Here is a 2,378-nt window from a genome sequence, read left to right as displayed (position 1 = left end):
TAAGAGCGCCCAATGGTTTAACGCCATGTGTGGTTACCGAAGGTATGGTAGAGCGAATGAAAGATGGTTCTGTAATTATTGATGTAAGTATTGATCAAGGAGGTTGTTTCGAGACTTCGGAGGCTACAACACATGACAACCCTATAATTGAAAAATTTGGTGTTAAGCATTATTGTGTTCCCAATATTGCTTCAAGGGTATCAAGAACAGCTTCTTATGCATTAAGTAATATTTTTGCGCCAATTCTTATACAGATGTGCGAAATGGGAGGTTTTAAACAAACCATGAGAAACGATATTGGTTTTAGAAACGGTATTTATCTCTATAAAGGGATACTTACCAATAGAGATGTAGGTGAGATTTTGGATTTGCCTTACAAGGATATAGATTTATTAATGGCCGCTTTATAATTATGCCTTTTGTAAGAAGATTGTTTTTATTTGGGATAGGTATCTTTTTCGGATGCCTATTGTGTTATGTGTTTTTTTACAATAACAGAGATTATCCAGCCTGGCTTCCTAATGATAGAATGGCAGAAAAGTTCATTCATGACACTTTAGTTATTACACAGAAATTGAATTGTTATTTAGACTGTTGGCATGTAAGTCATGCTGATTTCCAAGAGTCCTTTGCTGATGTTGACGTTGATTTTTCAGCTAGCTCAGTTAGGGATACGAGGGTTAAGGTTTATCATTCAACCATAGTTTTGAATGGAGAAGAAAGGGTTATGGAAATAATCTCTAGGAGAACAGACTTTGAGCTGAAAAGTGTTTTGAATAGCAAAGGCGCTTGTGGTTGTGATTAGTTATTTCGCTTCCTTCGTTCTATTTCCTTAATAATTATTTCAAGTTCTCTGTTCGATTCGTTCAGTACAGATTTGTTTTCTTTCGCTCTTCGAATCAGATAAGGAATAACCTCTTCAACCGGACCGTAGGGAATAAATTTTGCAACATTGTAGCCTTGTCTGGCCATGTTAAATGTTATATGGTCGCTCATTCCTAACAGCTGCGAAATTACCACACGAGAACTTGATTTATCAATATTGTTTTTCGCAATAATTTGAGTTAAATACTCTGAGCTTTGTTCGTTATGTGTGCCAAGGCAGGTTGCAATAGAATCGGTATTTTCAAGACAATAATCTATTGAGCTATTAAAATCGTCATCACATTCTTTTTTAGTTAAATGTATGGGCGATTTGTAATTAAAGAGCAACGCTCTTTCTCTTTCTGTGTCCATGTATGCTCCTCGTACAAGTTTACAACCAAGAATAAAGTTATTTTCCGTGGCTTGTTTATGTGATTGTTTTAAGTAATTCAGTCGATCTGTTCTGTAAAGCTGAAATGTGTTGTATATCCATGCTTTATTTGTATTTAATTCTTGCATTAATGTTGATGCGAAATGATCAATCGCTCCTTGGATCCATGACTCTTCTGCATCTATTAAAATTGAAACATTGTTTTTTTTCGCTTGCACACATATATCACGCAATCGATTTTCAGCTCGATTCCTTTGAGCAAGTTCTGTCTCGCTAAGCTTTTTATCCGAAGTGATCTTTTTCAAGAGTTTGTGTGAGGAGATCCCAGACATTTTGACAACGATAAAAGTGATTTCGGGAATTTCTTTTATGGAATTAAGTGTTTCTAATGATTTGTCTCTAGAATCATCGAATTGTGTTCTTGTGTTTTTGCCCTCCGTGGCATACTGTAAAATGGTATTTACGTTCCTCTTCGATAGAAACTCAATTTTATTAGTGCATTCATTTATGTTTTCTCCTCCGCAAAAATGGTTAAAAAGTAATTTTCGGATTATCCGTTTAACTGGAAGTTTAGCACGATGAGCTAGCTCTAAGAAGAAAATACCAATGCGTGATAATGTATCGTTCTTGGCTATCGTGAAAATAAATTTAGCGTTGCGAAGTTCTCTGTCTGACCTATGTTTAAAGGCTATTTCAGTATTATTTAAATCTATCATTAAATTGATTCAACAAGTAATTATTCTTTTTGTTTCAGGATTGAGGAAAAACAACTGAAAATTAGGTGGTAATCAGGTGTTTTCTGCTTTGTAATTAGTCTTTAATCTTTGTTATTTTACGTATTATCTAAATAAACAGAAAATCTTTGAAAGTTACCGCATCATCTTATTATGTTCAAGTAGGTAAAGACGCTTTTAGGTCTTTAGAAAACTTACTGAAATCAGATCGTTTTGAGGGGCGAAATATTTATATAATAGCCGATGAAAACTCTGTGCTTCATTGTCTGCCAATATTGATTGAAGAGGTGCAATTGCTGAAAAAAGCTGGAGTTTTAGAAATTGAGAGCGGAGAAGAGAATAAAACCTTGGACACGTGTACGGATTTATGGGGTGCACTGAGCGATGGG

At 35.0% G+C, this 2,378-nt stretch carries 4 protein-coding genes; 3 read left to right on the top strand and 1 reads right to left on the bottom strand.

The window, feature by feature from the left end:
* Both HRT72_06885 and HRT72_06880 read left to right on the top strand, forming a co-directional pair.
* On the top strand, positions 1-410 hold a 410-nt coding region (locus HRT72_06885), incomplete at its 5' end, for an alanine dehydrogenase (GenBank protein ID NQY67430.1).
* A 119-nt stretch (positions 411-529) separates the two neighbouring features.
* Entirely contained in the window at positions 530-805 is a 276-nt protein-coding gene (locus tag HRT72_06880; GenBank protein NQY67429.1) for a hypothetical protein, read from the top strand.
* On the opposite strand, the gene HRT72_06875 is transcribed toward HRT72_06880, so the two are convergent.
* Positions 802-1,971 (bottom strand): proline dehydrogenase family protein, encoded by a 1,170-nt coding sequence (locus tag HRT72_06875; GenBank protein ID NQY67428.1) that lies wholly within the window; start codon positions 1,969-1,971, stop codon positions 802-804. The two genes, HRT72_06880 and HRT72_06875, sit on opposite strands and share 4 nt — an antisense overlap.
* A 146-nt stretch (positions 1,972-2,117) precedes the next feature.
* Here HRT72_06875 and HRT72_06870 point away from each other — a divergent pair.
* Positions 2,118-2,378: hypothetical protein (locus HRT72_06870; GenBank protein ID NQY67427.1), on the top strand; the 261-nt coding region annotated here is incomplete at its 3' end.

The sequence above is a fragment of the Flavobacteriales bacterium genome, assembly GCA_013214975.1.
GTDB lineage: Bacteria > Bacteroidota > Bacteroidia > DT-38 > DT-38 > DT-38.
This window is presented reverse-complemented; position numbering and strand designations above follow the sequence as displayed.